This window comes from Pseudomonas sp. IT-P74 (genome assembly GCF_949768175.1).
Taxonomy (GTDB): Bacteria; Pseudomonadota; Gammaproteobacteria; order Pseudomonadales; family Pseudomonadaceae; genus Aquipseudomonas.
Map to the genome: position 1 here is coordinate 149,142 of NZ_CATKQD010000001.1, position 19,145 is coordinate 168,286.

A 19,145-nucleotide genomic window follows, 5' to 3' on the forward strand; every position below is an offset into this window, starting at 1 on the left:
ATACCGCCAAGTGCCAAATCAGACTTTTCAGTCAGCCCTGGTTCTCGCAAGCGTCGGAAAGTTTGCGGTAGGAAATTTCTGCGGGTTTTCCCGAGTCATCGATGTACTTCATCTCGGCCGTCACCACTTTGCACTCCAGGGTGTCCGGCTCGGAAAGTGAAATCACTTTGCTGACATGCAATGGCATGCCGTAGTGATAGGGCACGGCTTGAGAGGTGGTGGTGTCATTGGCCTGAGCCAGGCCGGCAAACGCGGTGCAGGCGAGGGCGGCGGTAACCAGCAGGGTGCGAGTGTTCATCAGCGATCTCCGGTGCGGACGGAATGTCAGTTCGATGTGTCGCTTGTCGAACTTGCCGCACTGGGCGTCAGAACAGTCTGAGGGCGTGCGGTCCAGTGAAGTGTTGGATCGCACGGTTAAGCGAGGGTTAACCCGGCTGAACACCGCCTGTCGCGGGTGCGCGATCCTGTGTATCAGTTAAGACCATCGGGCGCCTGATGGAAAGTCATCGCGAACAAGGGTGGACACATGCTGTGAACGATCCGCAACCCTGTGGGAGCGAGCTTGCTCCGGGCGGCGATCCGACGATGAGGCCCTCGAACTCAGCGCAAATCCAGTTGCTGGCGATAAGGCAAATCCGGCCCGGTCTTGCTGCATGTCAGCGCCGCCGCCTGCACCGCGAACTTCAGCATGCTGTCGATCTGCTCGCGGCCAAGTTGCTTCACACCCTCCACTGAATCCAGCTGCTGTTCGGTCAACCAGGTAATCAGCGCCGCCTGAAAGGTATCGCCCGCGCCCACGGTGTCGGCGATTTTTACCCCACAGGCAGGAGTCGACCACGAACCGTGAGCCCGGCTGAACACACTCGCGCCTTCGCCACCCCGGGTCAGGAATACCAGCTGACAGCGGTGCTGCAACCAGCCTTCGATCACCCGCGCCGGGTCCTGGCCGGGGTACAACAGATGCAGGTCCTCGTCGCTGACCTTGATCAGGTCGGCCAGCTCCACCAGCGTCGCGATCCGTTTACGCCACAGGTCAATGTCCGGCTCCGGATTCAGGCGTACGTTAGGATCGAGGCTGATCAGGCGCTTGCCGCTTTCCCGGCGCACCAATGCCAATAGCGTGTCGGCAATCGGCTGCACCACCAGGGAAAACGAGCCGATATGCAGGCCGCGTACTTCAGGCCCGAGTGCCGGCAGGTGTTCCGGTTGCAATTGCCGATCCGCGCAGCCTTCGCCACGGAAGCTGTACTGCGGCGAGCCATTGGTTCCCACGGCAACCATCGCCAGGGTGGTCGGCGCGGCAAAATCCAGCAGGTAGTCCTGGCACACGCCTTCATCCAGCAACACTTGCAGCAGGCGCCGGCCCAGGTAGTCGGTGGATAACCCGGCCAACAGCGCCGCGTCCACGCCCAACCGGCGCAAGCCCACCGCCACATTGAATGGCGAGCCACCGGCAATGGCTTTGAAGTTCACTTTGGACGCCTGACCGCTGGCGTCGTTTTCACTGAAAAAATCAAACAGCGCTTCGCCACACACCAGGTACATAGTTGATCACTCTTTAATTAGGGTTGCGACTTGCTGTCGATAGCGTTCATACGCCTGCTGGCAGGCTTGCACATTGTCGGCGACCGGCAGGGTTTCACTGGCCGGGTCGAGTTTCACGCACCGCTCGCACAATTGCGCCAGGCTGTCTTCGCGCCCGTTCGCCCGGGAGACGCACCAGGCCGCCTGAATCGCCGCACCCAGGGCCGCGGCCTCGCTTTGTTCGGTGCAGATCACCGGTGTATTCATGGTGTCGGCGACAATCTGCCGCCAGACAGCGCTTTTCGATCCACCGCCGATCAGCCGAATGCTGCGGCTTTGTAAGCCATTGTTGCGTAGCAGGTCCAGTCCGTAACGCAAACCGAACGTCGTGCCTTCGACCACCGCGCGGCACAGGTTGGCCCGGGTCAGGTTGGTCATGGTCAAACCCGACAGGCTGGCACTGGCATGGGGCAGAGCGGGCACCCGCTCGCCGTTGAAGAATGGCAGCATGCAAACGCCTTCGGCACCGATCGGCGCCTGGGCAACGAGCTCGTTGAACTGATCGATGTCGAGGTCCAGCAGTTCACGGATCAGGCCGGTGGCATTGGTCAGGTTCATGGTGCAGATCAATGGCAGCCAGCCGCCACTGGAAGAACAGAAGGTCGCTACCGCACCATCTGCGGCAACGTTCGGTTGATCGGCGTAGGCGTACACCGTGCCCGACGACCCGAGGCTCATGGTGATTGCACCGGGCTGGATGTTGCCGGTACCGATGGCGCCCATCATGTTGTCGCCGCCACCGCTGCAGATCAGGGCCTTCGGGTTGACGCCCAAGTGTTCGGCGATGCCCGTTCGAATGGTGCCGACTGCCTGGGGTGCCTCGATCAGCTCCGGCAGCGCGGCTTGCAGGCGTCCGCTGGGGTCTATGTCACGCAACAATTGCACATCCCACTGGCGCGTACGCACGTTGAAATACCCGGTGCCCGAGGCATCGCCGTATTCGCTGCAACTGCGGCCGGTGAGCCAATGGTTGAGGTAATCGTGGGGCAGCAAGATGTGGGCGATCCGGGTGAAGACCTCGGGATGCTGCTCTTTGGTCCATAACAGCTTGGAGACGGTGTAGCCCGGCGCGATGACCACGCCGAGGCGTTCCAGCGAACCCTTTTCGCCACCCAGGTGGGCCAGCAGTCGGTCATTCTCCGGGGTGGTTTCGGTGTCGCACCAGAGTTTCGCCGGGCGCAACACCTTGCCCTGATCGTCGAGCAGCACCAGGCCGTGTTGCTGGCCGGAGACGCCAACGCCTTGAATCGACAGACCATCGACTTTGGCCGCGAGCAAGGCGCGGCGGGTGGCGGTGGCGAAGGCTTCCAGCCACTGCTGGGTGTCCTGTTCGCGGCGACCATCAGGGCCGCTGATCAGGTTGTGGCTGGCGGCTCCCTGGCCGAGCACTTCACCACTGGCCGCGTCGAGGATGATGGCTTTGGTGCCCTGGGTGCCGCAGTCGATGCCGAGGAAGAGTTGTCGAATTGTCATGCAGGATCCTTGGATATCAGTAAACCCTCTTCGCGAGCAGGCTCGCTCCCACAGGGGGCTGAGGTGATCATCCGTTTTGCGGTTGAAACACAGTCAATGTGGGAGCGAGCCTGCTCGCGATGACGGCAGTTGCTACACCACCGACCTCAAGCCAGCACCCGCTCCAACGTCCGCGACACCCCCACCTCGCGCAAGCTGTTGCAGCACCACTCAAACGCCGCGACAAACTCCGGCGAGCGCGCAATGGCCGTACCGAAAATCTCCTCGACCGCCAGCAAACGCTGGGTAATCAGCACATCATCGGCCACCAGTGCCTGGCAGAACGCTGCCCGTGGATCCGCAATCGAGTAGGTCTCGCCATGCTCATCCACGCCTTTGAGGTACAGCGCCCATGCCGCCACCACCAACGCCGCGCGCTTGGTCTCGCGGCCATCGGCGATCAAGCGGTTGATGGTCGGTACGGTGAATTTCGGAAACTTCGACGAACCGTCCGAACACACCCGTTCAAGCTGATCGGCAATCGCCTGATTGGAAAACCGCGCCACCAGGGTGTTCTTGTACTCGGTCAGGTCGATTCCCGGCACCGCCGGCAGTTGCGGTGTCACGTCCAGGTCCATGTAGGCGCGCATGTAGCGCACGAACAGCGGGTCGTTCATGGTCTCGTGGACGAAGCGGTAACCCTTCAGGAAACCCAGATACGTCAACGCCAAATGACTGCCGTTGAGCAACTTGATCTTCATTTCTTCGTAGGGCGTGACGTCGTCGGTGAATTGCACGCCGACCTTTTCCCAGGCCGGGCGACCGTTGACGAACCTGTCTTCCAGCACCCACTGCGCAAAGGGTTCGCAGACCACCGGCCAGGCATCGTCCACGCCATGCTGGTCCGCCAGTTGCAGGCGATGAAGGGTGCTGGTCATTGGTGTGATGCGGTCGACCATGGCGTTGGGGAAACTGACGTTGGCGTCGATCCAGTCGCGCAATGGGTGGTCGTGCAAGGCGGCGAAGGCCAGCAGGGCCTTGCGGGTGACGTCGCCGTTGTGCGGCAGGTTATCGCAGGACATCAGGGTGAAGGCCGCTGTGCCAGCGGCGCGACGCCTGGCCAGTGCGGCACAGAGGAAACCGAATACGGTTATCGGGGCGCCAGGGTGCGCCAGGTCATGCTGGACCTGCGGCAAGTGCGCCATGAACTCGCCGCTGCTGTCGTCGATGCAGTAACCGCCTTCGGTAATGGTCAGCGAGACGATGCGGATCTCGGGGCTGGCCAGTTTGTCGATCAATGCCTGGGCACCGTCTTCGGCCAGCAGCATGTCACGGATGGCGCCGATCACCCGCACTTCGGTGTCGTCGCTATCGCCGAGTTCGTACAGGGTGAACAGGAAGTCCTGATCCTTGAGGTCGTCACGGGCGCGGCGGTCTTCAGCACGCAGGCCGACACCGCAGATGGCCCAGTCCCGGCCTTCGCCGGTATTCATCAAGGCGTCGGTGTAGTACGCCTGATGGGCACGGTGGAAACCGCCGACCCCGATGTGCGCGATGCCTTGGCGGGTGTCGCCCAGGGAGTAGGCGGGCAGGACCACTTCAGGGGCGAGGCGGCTGAGGTTTTGTTGGTTCAGTTTCATCGCAGGCTCTCTGAAATCAGGCGGCAACGCGCAGCGGGCGGGTCAACGCCACGCCGTCGGCATCGAATAAATGGCAGTGCTGCGCATCCAGATGCAGGCTCAGGGTTTCACCGTAGCGGCTGGCCAGATCGCCGCGAACGCGCAGGGTCAGCGCTTCGCCGGATGCCGTCCGGACGTGGCAGAAGGTGTCGCTGCCCAGGCGTTCGCTGACATCGGCGGTGACCTGCAAGGTGCAGTCACCGGGCTTGGCCAGTTCCAGATGTTCCGGGCGAATGCCCAGCGTCACCGCACTCCCGACGCTCAGGTGCCTGCCGCTCAAGGGCAGGTTGATACGGGTTCCGGCATCCAGCTGGACTTCACAGCCCTGGCTTTCAATGCGGGTGACCTTGCCCTTGAGGAAGCCCATTTTCGGCGTGCCCAGGAAACCGGCGACGAACAGGTTGGCCGGCTGGTGATAGAGGTCCAGTGGCGAGCCGACTTGCTCGATCTTGCCGCCATTGAGTACGACCACTTTGTCGGCCATGGTCATCGCTTCGACCTGATCGTGAGTCACGTAGATCATCGTAGCTTGCAGTTCCTTGTGCAGGCGCAACAGTTCCAGGCGCATCTGCACCCGCAGGGCGGCATCGAGGTTGGACAACGGTTCGTCGAACAGGAAGATTTTCGGGTTGCGCACGATGGCCCGGCCAATCGCCACGCGCTGGCGCTGGCCGCCGGACAGTTGCTTGGGCTTGCGCTCCAGCATCGGCCCCAGTTCGAGGATGCGCGCCGCTTCGCCGACCTTCTTCTCCACTTCGGCTTTCGCGACGCCGGCCAGGTCGAGGGCGAACGACATGTTCTTGCGCACGCTCATGTGCGGGTACAGGGCGTAGGTCTGGAACACCATCGCCAGGTCGCGCTTGGCCGGGCTGACTTCGGTGATGTCGCGGCCGTCGAGTTCGATCGTGCCGCCGCTGACTTCCTCCAGCCCGGCGATCAGCCGCAACAGCGTGGATTTGCCGCAGCCCGACGGGCCGACGAAGACCACGAACTCCTTGTCGTTCACTTCAAGGTCGATGCCCTTGATGATGGAAAAACCTTCGAAGCCTTTTTGCAGATTCTTGATTTTCAGGTTGGCCATGGTGATGGGCCTCCGTTTGTTTTTATTCAGATTGAGCCGAGCAGGCTTTTCTGTAGGAGCGAGCTTGCTCGCGATGAACGTTCAGGCGACGCATTCTTCCAGTCAGCCAGCGTTATCGTTCATGTCCATCGCGAGCAGGTTCGCTCCCACAGGGATCGTGTCGGGGCGGCGATCTTCATTTAACGGCGCCGAACGACAGGCCGCGCACCAGTTGTTTCTGGCTGATCCAGCCGAAGATCAGGATCGGCGCACAGGCCAGGGTCGAGACGGCCGACAACTTGGCCCAGAACAGCCCTTCGGGGCTCGAGTACGAAGCGATCAATGCGGTCAGTGGCGCGGCTTTCGACGAGGTCAGGTTCAGCGACCAGAACGCCTCGTTCCAGCACAGGATCAGCGACAGCAGCACCGTGGATGCCAGGCCGCCCTTGGCGATGGGCAGCAACACCCGGAGCATTTCCTGGGCCAGCGTTGCGCCGTCCAGCCGTGCGGCTTCGAGGATGTCCCTAGGGATGTCCTTGAAGTAGGTGTAAACCATCCAGACCACGATCGGCAGGTTGATCAGCGTGTAGATCACGATCAGCGCAATGCGCGTATCGAGCAGGCCGAAACTCTTGGCCAGCAGGTAGATCGGCATCAGCACACCCACCGGCGGCAACATCTTGGTGGAAAGCATCCACAGCAGCGTGCCTCGGGTGCGTTGGGTTTCGTAGAACGCCATGGAGTAGGCCGCCGGCACCGCGATCAGCAGGCACAGGGCCGTGGCGCTGAAGGAAATCACCACCGAGTTCCAGGCAAAGCTGAAATAGTCGCTGCGTTCGTTGATGTGCAGGTAGTTCTCCAGCGTCGGCATGAAGATGAACTGCGGCGGCGTGGCGAAGGCATCGATTTCGCTCTTGAAACTGGTCAGCACCATCCAGAAGATCGGGAAGAAAATCACGATCGCGATGGCCCAGGCCAGCGTACCGAGCAATAGGCTTTGCAGGCGACGGGATTGTTGAAGAGTCATGGCGGGCCTCAGGCTTTGTCGGTCAGGTTTTTGCCGATCATTCGCACCAGAATGATCGCGGCGATGTTGGCGATGACCACGGCGATCAGGCCGCCCGCCGAGGCCATGCCGACGTCGAACTGCACCAGCGCCTGGTTGTAGATCAGGTAGGCGAGGTTGGTCGAGGCGTAGCCGGGGCCGCCGTTGGTGGTGGTGAAGATTTCGGCGAACACCGAGAGCAGGAAGATGGTTTCGATCATCACCACCACCGCAATCGGCCGCGCCAGGTGCGGCAGGGTCAGGTGCCAGAAAATCGCGACGGGCCCGGCACCGTCCAGGCGTGCTGCTTCTTTCTGTTCCTGGTCGAGGGACTGCATGGCGGTCATCAGGATCAGGATCGCGAAGGGCAGCCATTGCCACGAGACAATGATGATGATCGACAGCAGCGGATAGTGCGCCAGCCAGTCCACCGGTTGCGCGCCGAACAGCTTCCAGACGTAGGCGAGAATCCCCGACACCGGATGGAAGATCAGGTTCTTCCAGATCAGCGCGCCCACCGTGGGCATGATGAAAAACGGCGAGATGAGCATCACCCGCACGATGCCGCGACCGAAAAACTCACTGGCCTCCAGCAATGCACTGATCAGTACGCCGAGCACCACACTGATCAACAGCACACTGCCCACCAGCAGCAGCGTATTGGTGGCGCCGGGCAGGAAGCCCGAGTCGGTGAGGAAGTAGGTGAAGTTCTCCAGCCCGACGAACTCGTTTTCGCCCGGGTTGAGCAGGTTGTAGCGAATCATCGAGAAGTAGACGGTCATGCCCAGCGGCACGATCATCCACAACAGCAGCAAGGCCACCGAAGGGCTGACCAGAAACCAGCCGGGATTGGTCACGCGGCTTTTGCGCTGCGGGTGGGCAATGTCCATGTGAGCTTTTGCAGTTGATGTATTCATGGTGATCAGAACCGAGTCATACAGACTTATGGAGATCCACTGTAGGAGCGAGCCTGCTCGCGATAGCGCTGGATCAGTCACCCACAATGTTGAATGGGAGCCCGTCATCGCGAGCAGGCTCGTTCCTACAGAAGGCAGGAGCGAGCTACGGGCTTACTTGGGATAACCCGCGCGCTTCATTTCGCGTTCGGTGGTTTGCTGGGCCGCCGCCAGCGCCTGGTCAACCGTGGTCTGGCCGATCAACGCCGCCGAGAAGGATTTGCCGACCTGGGTACCAATGCCCTGGAACTCGGGAATGGTCACCAGCTGGATGCCGATGTACGGCACAGGCCTGGCGCCCGGCTTGCTCGGGTCCGCGGCCTTGAGCGATTCCAGCGTGACCCTGGCGAACGGCGCGGCGCTCAAGTACGCCTCGCTGTAGGTCGAGGCCCGGGTGCCCGGCGGCACGTTGGCGATGCCGTCTTTTTCCGCGACCAGTGCGCCGTATTCTTTGGATGTGGCCCAGGCACTGAAGGCTTTCGCCGCGTCCTTGGCCTTGGAACTGGTCGGAATGGCCAGCGCCCAGGAGTACAACCAGGCCGAGCCTTTGTCAGTGACCTGATGTGGCGCATAGGTGAAGCCGACGTGATCGGTGACCTTGCTCTGGGATTTGTCGGTGACGAACGAACCGGCGACGCTGGCATCGACCCAGATCGCGCATTTACCGCTGTTGAACAACGCGAGGTTTTCATTGAAACCATTGCTCGACGCCCCCGGCGGGCCGGATTTCTTCATGGTGTCGACATAGAACTTCAGCGCGTTTTTCCATTCGGGGCCGTTGAATTCCGGCTGCCACGTTTCATCGAACCAGCGCGCGCCATAGGCGTTGGCCACGGTGCTGATCAGCGCCATGTTCTCGCCCCAGCCGGCCTTGCCCCGCAGGCAGATGCCGTACTGTTCCTGCTCGGGTTTGTTCAGTTTGGCGGCGAATTCACCGATCTGCTCCCAGGTCGGGCGCTCGGGCATGGTCAGGCCGGCGTCCTTGAACAGGTCGGTTCGGTAGTAAGTGATCGAGCTTTCGGCGTAGAACGGCAGGGCGTACAGCGAGCCTTTGACCGACAGGCCTTCGCGCACCGACGGAAACACGTCGTCGAGGGCATAACCATCCGGCAAATCCTTCATCGGCTCCAGCCAGCCCTTGGCTCCCCAGAGTGCGGCTTCGTACATGCCGATGGTCAGTACGTCGAACTGCCCACCCTGGGTGGCGATGTCGGTGGTCAGGCGCTGACGCAGGACGTTTTCTTCGAGGACCACCCAATTGAGCTTGATCTGCGGATGCTCGGCCTCGAAGGTTTTCGAGAGCTTTTGCATGCGGATCATGTCGCTGTTGTTGACGGTGGCGATGGTCAGTGTCTGTGCGCCAAGGCTGACGCTACTGAGGGTCATGCAGGTGAGGGCAAGCAGAGCTTTTACCGAAGGTTGCATCGTGCACTCCTTTTCTGCACCCGGCGGGAAACAGAAGGACAGTTATTGTTTTTGTGTCTTCCTGCGCAGGGAAGAATCTGTGCTGATTACATCCTTCAATGAAGGGCGAGACAAATCATCCGTCGCACCTTGATCGATACTTTTTTGCACTGAAGTTTTTGGTGGTAGACACAGCGAAGGGCTTTTCAGCGATGAGGCGGTATTGAATCCGTACAGGTTTTAAGCTCGAAAACAGGTCGTAACCTGTGGGAGCGAGCAGGCTCGCTCCCACAGGGATTTTAGGTGTGCCTTCAGCCGAGATCTTCCCCGGTCAACCGCTGCACCACCAGTCGCCGGCAATGCGATGGCGTCATGCCCTTGAGCGGCTGGAAGCGCCGGTTGAAGTTGGAAATATTGTTCAAGCCCGATTCGAAGCACTTTCTTGTTTTCCAGACGCCAATCACGCACCCGCCCAGTTCCAGTTCGCTTCCCTTATGTCTTGCGCATCCCCCTGAAAAAGTTGATTTCCCTGCAATAGGCGACCAGTTGTGTGTCGCCAATAAAGTCGGCATTGATGATGCTGCACTTCGGCGCCCATCCGGAATTCGGGCCAAACCAATCGTTCAGCTCCTGGGTGATTCGTTTAACTCCGGTCAATTTACCGTAACTGGTGGCAGATAATGACCAGAACGAGTTTTTGTCGGGTGGGCTGAGGAGCGTGCGTTCGATGAACTGTTTTAGTGCTTCGGGGGATGTAATGTCATTGCCGCTCCAGCGGCTTTTTACTTTTGGCCAATACAGAGGAGAGTCCAGGTCTGGATGCCAGCCGCAGGCAAATACGATTCTTTGCAAATGACTTGTTTGTTTGAGTTTGCCCAATGTCAAGTGGCAATTTTTTTTAGGAATAAGCCGCGTACCCAACTCGCTCATAATGGCCTCTTGAAAGCCTTTGTAATCGAATTCGAGTTCATCGTGGCCTTGAAGTTTGCTGATATCCAATACGACGAATTCATCGGGGTTTTCATCGAGGAAAAAGTTAAGGCTTTTGAATAACTCAGTCAAAGAACGGCCAGTGAGGGTGTTGTAACCGTGAAAGGTATTAAACTTCCTGGCGCCTTGCCAGTGCTCGTTTGAGTAGAATCGCAAGTCAAGTGCCCGCACACCCTCATTGAGTTGCTGGATAAAGGGTCCATCCTGGCAGACGAACCAGTGTTTGGCCGGTTGTAGGTACGCAGGATAAGAGAAGTCATAGTCCACTCCGGCGTTATGGGCGCCGGGCCAGACCAACTCCAACAGGGTCAGGTTATCAATGCTGGGTGTCGCTGCCATCCAGCTTCTATAAGGGTAGTTAGTTGTCATTGTGCAATCCCTTGCTAAGTTAAAGTCAAAAGGTGCCCGATGTCATGGTTGCTGTCAGGCACTTCATTTTTGGTGGTGGTGCAAGGGTTATACAAGTGTTTAGTGATGTCGGAATGTTGTTGTGGATGACTGTTTTTGGTTTTTGTCCATTGCGACATGTATTCAGTGAATTTATACATGTGATGGCGCAGCATGCTGCCGGTAAAGTTATCTCGCCTGGCACTGCACTTGTGGGAGGTGAGGTGTCAGCCGTGGTTTTGCTCGGTCAACCGCTGCACCACCAGGCGCCGGTAATGCGACGGTGTCATGCCCTTGAGCTGCTGGAAGCGCCGGTTGAAGTTGGAAATATTGTTGAAGCCCGATTCGAAACAAACATCGGTCACCGGCTTGTCGCCATCGGCCAGCAATTCGCAGGACTTGCTGATGCGCAGGCGATTGACGAACTCGACGAAATTGCGCCCGGTGGCCTGCTTGAAAACCCGGCTGAAATAAGTCGGTTTCATGCCCAGGTGCTCGGCGACTTCCTCCAGCGTCAAATCCCGGGCGTAGTGGGCGAAAATGTAGTCCACCGCGCGGTTGGTGCGATCGATGTTGTGCTCGTCCGCCAGTTGCGGGGTCGTGGCGCCAGAGAGCAATTGGTAGTCATCGGTGGCCGCAAGCAACTCCAGCAGAATGAAAAAGTGTCCGAGACGGGTCACACCGGTGGTGTCGGCGATACGCTGCATCAGATCCATCGCCTTGGTGATGGTGTGCTTGCAGCGAAACTCGATGCCGTACTGCGCACGCTCGAGCAGCGGCGCCAGGGCCTTGAGTTCGGCGAACACCTGATAGCCGCTGTCGAATAACTCGTCGGTGAAGTTGACCAGCATGTCGCGCTTGGGCACCACTTCATCCTCGGCCACCTGGCTGATCCAGTTGTGGGGCAGGTTGGGGCCGGTGAGAAACAGTGTCTGGGGATAGAAGTTGCCGATGTAGTCGCCGATGAACACCTTGCCGGAACTGGCGACGATCAGGTGCAGCTCGTATTCCTTGTGGAAATGCCAGCGCACCAACGGGCAAGGGAAACCATGCTGGCGATAGATGATGGACAAGCCGTTGTGGTCGTCCATCAACTCATAGGAAGGATCGGTGACTCTGGCGGTGCGGGTCATGTCAGGGCGCTTGTGTTGTTATCCCGCCCCGATCATGCCTCTTGCCGCGGGGCCAGCGCTACTACCGCCGGTGCGTCTGTTGATGCAAGGCACGGCCATAAACCGCTTTCATGCTGGTGGCGCTCCAGCAATAACGGACGATGTCGGATTCGTCGAAAAAATCGCTGCTGATGATGCTGCAACGCGTCACCCAGTTTCCCGTGGTGTTGAACCAGTCGTTGATTTGCCGCTTGATATTCCCGGGGCCGCCCAGTAGCGAGTAGGTGGTCGCCGACAGTGACCAGAGGAAGGTTTCGTATGGTGCATCTTCCAGGGTTTGCGCGATGTAGCGTTGCAGCTCGGCGGGGTCGGAGAATGTGTTGTCGCGCCATTTGTGCGGGATGCGTGGCCAGAAGTACTCACCATCGAGTTCCGGCTGGGCGGGTGCCGCCATGATCACCCGGCGATGCCTGCTCGCAGTTTTCAGTTCTCCCACTGTTTTGAGTCCGTCGCCAGGCAGGATGGCCCGCAGCCCGACACGGCGCACGAGCCAGTCACTCAGTCTTTTATGATCGAAAGCTTGATTGCCATCGGCCAGTTGATGGAAGTCCAGCACGATGAATTCGTCCGGGTTTCGATCAAGGAACAGCAGTATCGCGTCGATCAGATCGTCCAGGACGCGATGCGAGCGATAGCCGTTGTGGTGAAAGTAGAAACCTGATCGAGCCGCACTGGCCGTGTAGCCCAGGCGGATGTCGAAGGCGCGGGCGCCGTTGGCCAGCTGCCAGGAAAACGTGTCGTTCTGACAAGCGGTCCAATTGCCAGTCACGGCGTCGTAGTTCGGTGCTTTTTTGTCCATGCCGGCGTTATGCACGCCAGGCCAGACGATATCGGTGAGTTTGAGTTGATCGATTTCGAGGGTGTTACTCATCCAGGTTTGCTTGTCGAGCAAACCACGCGTGTAGCCGGTCATGACCATTCCTTGTGCGAATCACCCCATCCATTGGGTGTGAAGCGCTCAGATTAACCGGTCGGGCACAGCTACGGTGGTAACTATGTATTGCACAATGGGAGTGGACTACTCCTGATTCAGTCGGTTTTTCACCTCAATCCATTGCGCCATGTATTGAGTGCTCTTGTGCTGATGATGACGCAGCATGCTACCGGTGAAGTTATCTCGTCTGATGCTTGCCAGTTCCCGTTGGCATTCGACCAGTCGCTGGATCAAGGCCGGACCATGAACGGATTTGCGGTAGCGGCTGGCAAGCAGCGTGTGCGCGTGCGCCTGGGCGTGGAGCCAACGTGTCTTGTCGTTGTACAGTCGCACGGCATGATCGGCGAACTCCCGTGCCGAACGGGTCACTGCACCGGGCCACGCCTCGTCGCCGTGCATCGCCTCGGCACCCACTGGCGTCGTCACATTCGGCGTGCCACAGAGCATGGCATCGACAATCTTGCCCTTGATTCCCGCGCCAAAACGCAGGGGCGCCATACAGACCCGCGCCGATGACATGACTTGCAAAGCGTCCTCGGCCCAGTTCATTACATGAAATCCCTGGCTCGGGTTATGCAACGCAGTGGCCTTGGGTGGTGTGTAGGCACCATAGATATGCAATTGAGCGCCGGGTATCTGCTCGCGAATCAGCGGCCAGATAGCGGTTTTCAACCAGAGCACCGCATCCCAGTTGGGCGCATGGCGAAAGTTACCGATATGAAGAAAGTGCGCGCGATCTTCAAAGGGTACCGGCGCACGGGTCGGAACATCGACCATCAACGGGCACCAGTGCAATTGGTTACGGGGAAACCTGAACTGCTCGACCAGCAATTCGATTTCCACTTCGGAAACCATCAGCGTCAGATCACAACGATAGAATGAGGCGATCTCGCGCTTCGCCAGGTCGGTATCGGCCATGTGTTCGAACTCTTCACGCGCTGCCGGGGCGAACAGGTCGTTGAAGTCATTGTTGTCGTCACTGGCCTTTAAACGCTCCTTGAGGCGTTGATGCCGACCTTGCCTGAGGCTTTGCAGGTCGCAACTTTCGAGCACGCGCAAGGCATCGGGGCAATGTTTTTCGACCCGCCAGCCGAACTGTTCCTCCATCATGAATTGATCGAACAACACGATGTCCGGCGCCAGTTCGCTGATGAACGCGTCGAAACTGCTGTTGTTCAATTCGATAGGGACTTCGCGTATACCCAACGCCGCCAGGTCTGCGCGTTGCTCGCCGAAGCCTGCCGGGCTGCTGAACGTGATGTCCCAGCCTTGTTCCAGGAAAACCTCGAGCATCTGCATGACATGCCCGCTGGCCGCGGAAGAGCGGGGCTCGGGCCAGACGTAACCAATGATCAGGACTTTGGTTGCGCGGGGCTCAATCATGTACGGGAGTTCCTTGAAGCGAAGACAGGGCAGGGACGAAAAAGGCGCGCATTAAACCACAGCGCAGCGTAGCGTCACTCGAGAATACTTTTGACCTTGTCGCGCAACTGATCAATGGAGAAGGGCTTGCCGATCAAGTGCATGTCGACAGGAACTTCGATGTTTTCGGCATAACCGCTGGCGAACAGGATGGGCAGGTCAGGCCGTAGCGTGCGGGCGAGGGTGGCCAGCTCGCGGCCGTCCATGACCGGCAGGCCAACATCAGTCAACATCAGGTCAATTTGCTGGTTCACGTCCTTGAGCATTTCCAGTGCCTGGTCGCCGCCATCGGCTTCCAGCACCTTGAAGTCCAGTTCATCCAGTACGTCGACGATCAGCATGCGCACGATGGCATCGTCTTCGACGACGAGGATGGTGGAGGCGTTGGCGGATGACATGGTCGAATTCCCGAATAAGATAGGCATTGCCGGTCGCTGGAAATCACCGGTCTCTTGCATGAGTAAGTGGCGGATCCCGACAAGTTCCCTGCGCGATGGAAAAAGGATTGTCGGTGCAGGCCAGGCAAGGATAACGCGGGCGCAGCGCATTTAGGACCCGGTGCACAAACATGTCAGATAATTGGATCAATGTGCCAGTTTTGGGGCAAACTCCTTGCATTCTGACAGTTCGACAAGGCCTGCCCCATGACCTCAGCGTCCTCGGTTGATGAGCAACGATTTCGTAAACTGCTGAGCCGCAACATCAGCCTGCCTTTGGGGCTGGGTCTCATCAGCGCCGTGTTCTTCGTGTCGCTGATCAGCTATCTACTGTCGACGATCCAGTGGGTGGAGCACACCGACCGGGTGATCAATAACGCCAATGAAGCGGTCAAGCTGACCGTGGATCTGGAAACCGGGATGCGCGGTTTCCTGCTCAGTGGCGATGAACATTTCCTCGATCCCTACGAAACCGCCAAGCCGCGCATCGCCGTGGAGCTCAACTCCTTGCTCGAACTGACTGCCGACAACCCGGTGCAGACCGATCGCTTGCTACGGTTGCAGGCCTTGCAACAGGAGTGGACCCGCTACGCGCAATCGATGATCGATTTGCAGCGCAGCGGCGGCGATTATCGCGCCGTGGTCAAGGCCGGACGCGGCAAACGCCTGACCGATGAAATTCGCAAGCAGTTCGAGGCGGTGATCGACACCGAGCAACAGTTGCGCGCATCGCGTAATGATGAAGTGCGCCGTACCACGATCATGAGCATCAGCCTCTACCTGTTGTTCATCGCCGGGGTCAGCGGGTTGCTGGCGTATGTCGGGCGCCGAGACTTGATGACCCTGTCGCAGAAGTACAGCGTCAACCTTGCCGCCCAACAGGCCAGCGCCCATCGTCTGGAGCAACAGGCCTGGCTGCGCAATGGCCAGACAGAGCTGGCCGAACAGGTGCTGGGGCAATTGAGCCTGAGCATGCTGGGCCGCAACATCCTGCAATTCTGCGCGCAGTACCTGAGCACCGCCGTGGCGGCTATCTATGTGCGCGAAGACCATGGCGGCCTCAAGCGCATTGCCACCTACGGCTTCTCTCGCGAACAGGAGGAGCGTGAACAGCAGATCTACAGCGACGAAGGCATTGTCGGCCAGGTGGCGCAGCAGGCACGGCTGATTCGCCTGGATGAGGTGCCGCAAGATTATTTCAAGGTCAGCTCCGGCCTCGGTGACGGTTTACCCCGCAGTGTGCTGGTGGTGCCAACCAGCAACGACGAGCGGGTCAACGGCGTGATCGAATTGGGCTTTCTGCGTCCACTGACGGACCGTGACGTTGAATTGCTCGAGTTGATAGCCGGCAATATCGGCACCTCGATCGAGGCGGCCCGCTATCGCCAGCGTTTGCAGGAGGTGTTGGCCGAAACCCAGCAGCTCAACGAAGAATTGCAGGTTCAGCAGGAAGAACTCAAGACCGCCAACGAAGAGCTCGAAGAACAGTCGCGGATTCTCAAGGAGTCCCAGGCGCACCTGGAAACCCAGCAGGTGGAACTGGAGCAGACCAACGAACAGCTCGCCGAGCAGGCAGAAGTACTGGCCGAGCAACGCGACGCCATGGACCTGAAGAATACCGAACTCAATCAGGCCCAGGTCCAGCTCGAAGAACGCGCACTGGAATTGCAGCGATCGAGCAAGTACAAGTCCGAATTCCTCGCCAACATGTCCCATGAACTGCGCACGCCGCTCAACAGTTCGTTGATCCTGGCCAAGTTGCTCGCGGAAAACCCGGAAGAAAACCTCACTGCCGAGCAAGTCAAGTTCGCCGAGTCGATCTACTCCGCTGGCAATGACTTGCTCAACCTGATCAACGACATTCTGGATATTTCCAAAGTCGAGGCCGGCAAGCTGGAAATCCGTCCGGAGAACTCCAGCGTGGCGCGCCTGGTGGATGACCTGCGCGGCCTGATCCAGCCGTTGGCCACGGACAAGCAGCTGGATTTCCAGGTGAATGTGCAGGACGGTGCGCCGCTTATGCTGTTCACCGATCGCCAGCGTCTGGAGCAAGTGCTCAAGAACCTGCTGTCCAATGCCGTGAAATTCACGGAAAGCGGCAGCATCAGCCTGTCCGTCGCCGCTGCGCCGGGCGACGGCATCGCGTTCAGCATCCGCGATTCAGGGATCGGCATCGAGGTCGATCAGCACGAAAGCATCTTCGAAGCCTTCCGTCAGGCCGACGGCGCCACCAATCGGCGTTACGGCGGCACCGGGTTGGGGTTGTCGATCTCCCGTGACCTGGCGACCATGCTCGGCGGCTCTATCAGCGTGAGCAGCACGCCGGGGCAGGGCAGTGTGTTTACCCTGGTCTTGCCAGTGCAATACGTGGAACCGGGCGAAGTGCCTGTCGAACCGATGCGAGCCGCTCCAGGGGTGGCGCCGAGTGTATCGCCGCCCACGTTGTCGCCACGGGTGGCCGAAGTCGACATTCCGCGTTTCGACGATGATCGCAACAAGGGGCCGTTCACCACCCGCTGCATTCTGGTGGTGGAAGATGAGGCGAATTTTGCCCACATCCTCTACGACCTGGCCCATGAACTGGGTTATCAATGCCTGGTGGCCCACGGCGCCGACGAAGGCTACGAGCTGGCCAAGGCGTTCGTCCCCGATGCGATCCTGTTGGACATGCGCCTGCCGGATCATTCCGGCCTGACCGTGCTGCAACGTTTGAAGGAACACGCCGAAACCCGACACATACCGGTGCATGTGATTTCAGTCGAGGACCGGGTCGAGGCGGCGATGCACATGGGCGCCATTGGCTATGCGCTCAAACCGACCACCCGCGAGGAACTCAAGGACGTGTTTGCACGCCTGGAGGCCAAACTGATCCAGAAGGTCAAGCGCGTGCTGCTGGTCGAGGACGACGACTTGCAGCGCGACAGTATTGCCCGCCTGATCGGCGACGATGACATCGAGATCACCGCCGTTGGCCTGGCGCAGGAGGCGCTGGACCTGCTGCGCACGTCGGTCTTCGATTGCATGATCATCGACCTCAAGCTGCCGGACATGCTCGGCAATGACCTGCTCAAGCGCATGTCCACCGAAGACATCTGTTCCTTTCCGCCGGTCATCGTCTATACCGGGCGCAACCTGACCCGCAATGAAGAGGCCGAACTGCGCAAGTATTCACGTTCGATCATCATCAAGGGCGCACGCTCGCCGGAGCGGTTGCTGGATGAGGTGACGCTTTTTCTGCACAAAATCGAATCACGACTGTCCGATGAGCGGCAGAAGATGCTCAAGGTCGCCCGCAGCCGCGACAAGGTCTTCGAAGGCCGCAAGGTGCTGCTGGTGGATGACGATGTGCGCAACATTTTCGCCCTCACCAGCGCGCTGGAGCATAAGGGCGCTGTCGTGGTCATTGGCCGCAACGGCCGCGAAGCGATTGAACGACTGAATGAGGTACAGGATATCGATCTGGTGTTGATGGACGTGATGATGCCGGAAATGGATGGTTTTGAAGCCACTGTTGAAATCCGCAAGGACCCGCGCTGGCGCAAGCTGCCGATCATCGCGGTGACGGCCAAGGCCATGAAGGACGATCAGGAGCGCTGCCTGCAGGCCGGCGTGAACGATTACCTGGCCAAGCCCATTGACCTGGATCGCCTGTTTTCGCTGATTCGTGTGTGGTTGCCGAAGATGGAACGGATTTAGTGGAGCGCAATTCTTCAGTGGAGATAAACAGCGAAATCGAGTTGCGGTTGTTGATCGAGGCGATCTACCTCAAGTACAGCTACGATTTTCGCGATTACTCCAGCGCTTCGATCAAGCGCCGGGTCAACCATGCGTTGAGCCAGTTCGAGTGCAACACCATCTCGACGTTGCAGGAAAAGGTCCTGCACGATCCCACAGCGTTCATGCAACTGCTGCAATTGCTGACCATCCCGGTCAGCGAGATGTTTCGCGACCCCTCGCACTTCCTGGCCATCCGCAAGGAAGTGGTGCCGCTGCTGCGAACCTACCCCTCGATCAAGGTCTGGATCGCCGGATGCAGCACCGGTGAAGAGGTGTATTCGATGGCCATTCTACTGCGCGAAGAGGGCCTGCTGGACCGTACTATCATCTATGCGACCGATATCAATCCACGCTCGCTGGAAAAGGCCAGGCAAGGGATTTTCTCGATGGAGAACGTCCGGGCCTACACTGCCAATTACCAGCAGGCCGGTGGTCAGCGTTCGTTTGCCGACTACTATACGGCGGCCTATGGGTACGCGATTTTCGACAAGGCACTGCGTGAGAACGTGACCTTCGCCGATCACAGCCTGGCGACGGACAGCGTATTCTCTGAAACTCAATTAATTTCATGCCGTAACGTATTGATTTACTTTAATAAAAAGCTTCAGGATCGAGCGTTCGGACTGTTTCATGAGTCCCTCTGCCATCGCGGTTTTCTGGTGCTGGGCAGTAAGGAAACCCCGGATTTCTCAGCCTTCGGCGATCAGTTCGAGCCGTTGGTCAAACAAGAACGGATTTATCGAAAGTCATGAACAGTTCAACGAACTTGCCGGCAATCGAAGCGATCGTGATCGGTGCCTCCGCCGGTGGCGTCGAGGCTCTGTTGAACATCCTCGGTCGTTTGCC

At 59.0% G+C, this 19,145-nt stretch carries 15 protein-coding genes and 2 pseudogenes; 3 read left to right on the top strand and 14 right to left on the bottom strand.

Features of this window, described 5'->3' with window-relative positions; all coding sequences use genetic code 11:
• Positions 1–31: 31 nt before the first annotated feature.
• The 14 genes and pseudogenes from ACM6J5_RS00735 to ACM6J5_RS00800 form a co-directional block, all read right to left on the bottom strand.
• On the bottom strand, positions 32–298 hold the full coding sequence (locus ACM6J5_RS00735) for a DUF2790 domain-containing protein (RefSeq protein ID WP_095945642.1): 267 nt from the start codon (positions 296–298) through the stop codon (positions 32–34).
• A 302-nt stretch (positions 299–600) separates the two neighbouring features.
• Positions 601–1,545 (bottom strand): carbohydrate kinase family protein, encoded by a 945-nt coding sequence (locus ACM6J5_RS00740; RefSeq protein WP_414927577.1) that lies wholly within the window; start codon positions 1,543–1,545, stop codon positions 601–603.
• 6 nt (positions 1,546–1,551) lie between these two features.
• Positions 1,552–3,057 carry a xylulokinase gene (xylB, locus tag ACM6J5_RS00745; protein ID WP_414927578.1) on the bottom strand — a complete coding sequence of 502 codons (1,506 nt, stop codon included), beginning with the start codon at positions 3,055–3,057 and terminating at the stop codon, positions 1,552–1,554.
• Between the two features lie 146 nt (positions 3,058–3,203).
• Positions 3,204–4,676 carry a mannitol dehydrogenase family protein gene (locus ACM6J5_RS00750; protein ID WP_150672465.1) on the bottom strand — a complete coding sequence of 491 codons (1,473 nt, stop codon included), beginning with the start codon at positions 4,674–4,676 and terminating at the stop codon, positions 3,204–3,206.
• A 16-nt stretch (positions 4,677–4,692) separates the two neighbouring features.
• The gene (locus tag ACM6J5_RS00755) at positions 4,693–5,796 is read right to left on the bottom strand and encodes an ABC transporter ATP-binding protein (protein WP_095945646.1); all 1,104 of its coding nucleotides are present in this window, start codon (positions 5,794–5,796) and stop codon (positions 4,693–4,695) included.
• A 175-nt stretch (positions 5,797–5,971) separates the two neighbouring features.
• Complete coding sequence (locus ACM6J5_RS00760) at positions 5,972–6,802, bottom strand: carbohydrate ABC transporter permease (protein WP_150672466.1); 831 nt, start codon at positions 6,800–6,802, stop codon at positions 5,972–5,974.
• A gap of 8 nt (positions 6,803–6,810) precedes the next feature.
• Entirely contained in the window at positions 6,811–7,737 is a 927-nt protein-coding gene (locus tag ACM6J5_RS00765; RefSeq protein WP_095942221.1) for a carbohydrate ABC transporter permease, read from the bottom strand.
• 153 nt (positions 7,738–7,890) lie between these two features.
• Positions 7,891–9,201, bottom strand: coding sequence for an ABC transporter substrate-binding protein (locus ACM6J5_RS00770; RefSeq protein WP_414927579.1), 1,311 nt, complete (start codon positions 9,199–9,201; stop codon positions 7,891–7,893).
• Between the two features lie 290 nt (positions 9,202–9,491).
• Positions 9,492–9,626 (bottom strand): annotated as a pseudogene (locus tag ACM6J5_RS00775) (AraC family transcriptional regulator); the annotation flags it as partial.
• A 46-nt stretch (positions 9,627–9,672) separates the two neighbouring features.
• A complete protein-coding gene (locus ACM6J5_RS00780) occupies positions 9,673–10,539 on the bottom strand; it encodes a phospholipase (RefSeq protein ID WP_150672468.1) in 867 nt (288 codons plus the stop codon).
• Positions 10,540–10,784: 245 nt separating this feature from the next.
• Positions 10,785–11,690: an AraC family transcriptional regulator gene (locus ACM6J5_RS00785; RefSeq protein ID WP_150672469.1), complete on the bottom strand. Its 906-nt coding sequence runs from the start codon at positions 11,688–11,690 to the stop codon at positions 10,785–10,787.
• 61 nt (positions 11,691–11,751) lie between these two features.
• A complete protein-coding gene (locus ACM6J5_RS00790) occupies positions 11,752–12,642 on the bottom strand; it encodes a phospholipase (protein ID WP_414927580.1) in 891 nt (296 codons plus the stop codon).
• Between the two features lie 105 nt (positions 12,643–12,747).
• A complete protein-coding gene (locus tag ACM6J5_RS00795; protein ID WP_414927581.1) occupies positions 12,748–14,046 on the bottom strand; it encodes a glycosyltransferase in 1,299 nt (432 codons plus the stop codon).
• Between the two features lie 74 nt (positions 14,047–14,120).
• Positions 14,121–14,483 (bottom strand): response regulator, encoded by a 363-nt coding sequence (locus tag ACM6J5_RS00800; protein ID WP_414927582.1) that lies wholly within the window; start codon positions 14,481–14,483, stop codon positions 14,121–14,123.
• A gap of 246 nt (positions 14,484–14,729) precedes the next feature.
• Between ACM6J5_RS00800 and ACM6J5_RS00805 the strand changes: the two genes are divergently transcribed.
• The 3 genes and pseudogenes from ACM6J5_RS00805 to ACM6J5_RS00815 form a co-directional block, all read left to right on the top strand.
• The gene (locus ACM6J5_RS00805; protein WP_414927583.1) at positions 14,730–18,218 is read left to right on the top strand and encodes a response regulator; all 3,489 of its coding nucleotides are present in this window, start codon (positions 14,730–14,732) and stop codon (positions 18,216–18,218) included.
• Positions 18,218–19,051, top strand: a complete 834-nt coding sequence (locus ACM6J5_RS00810) for a CheR family methyltransferase (protein ID WP_095942214.1) — start codon at positions 18,218–18,220, stop codon at positions 19,049–19,051. Before ACM6J5_RS00805 ends, ACM6J5_RS00810 begins: the two co-directional genes overlap by 1 nt.
• Positions 19,048–19,143, top strand: a pseudogene (locus tag ACM6J5_RS00815) (chemotaxis protein CheB); the annotation flags it as partial. The gene ACM6J5_RS00810 and the pseudogene ACM6J5_RS00815, both read left to right, overlap by 4 nt.
• Positions 19,144–19,145 lie beyond the last annotated feature (2 nt).